A 253-nucleotide genomic window follows, 5' to 3' on the forward strand; every position below is an offset into this window, starting at 1 on the left:
CTGTGTCATGCGCACCCACGCTGCCTGCTGCACAGTTGGGTTGAAGGTGCCCGAGGCATCGGTGACCACGAACACCTCGAACCCTTCCGCCAGCGCCGACAGGGTCGGGAAGGCCACGCACACGTCGGTGACCACGCCGGCAATGATCAATTGCTTGCGCCCGGTCGCCTTGATCGCCTTGACGAAATCCTCGTTGTCCCAGGCATTGATCTGGCCTGGACGGGCAATGTAGGGCGCGTCCGGGAACATGGCC

At 63.6% G+C, this 253-nt stretch carries 1 protein-coding gene; it reads right to left on the reverse strand.

Annotated features, from left to right (window positions below; translation table 11 throughout):
* Window positions 1-253: isochorismatase family protein (locus tag GYA94_RS27520; RefSeq protein ID WP_255327021.1), on the reverse strand; the 253-nt coding region annotated here is incomplete at both ends.

This window comes from Pseudomonas juntendi, assembly GCF_009932375.1.
In the GTDB taxonomy this organism is placed as follows: Bacteria; Pseudomonadota; Gammaproteobacteria; order Pseudomonadales; family Pseudomonadaceae; genus Aquipseudomonas; species Aquipseudomonas juntendi.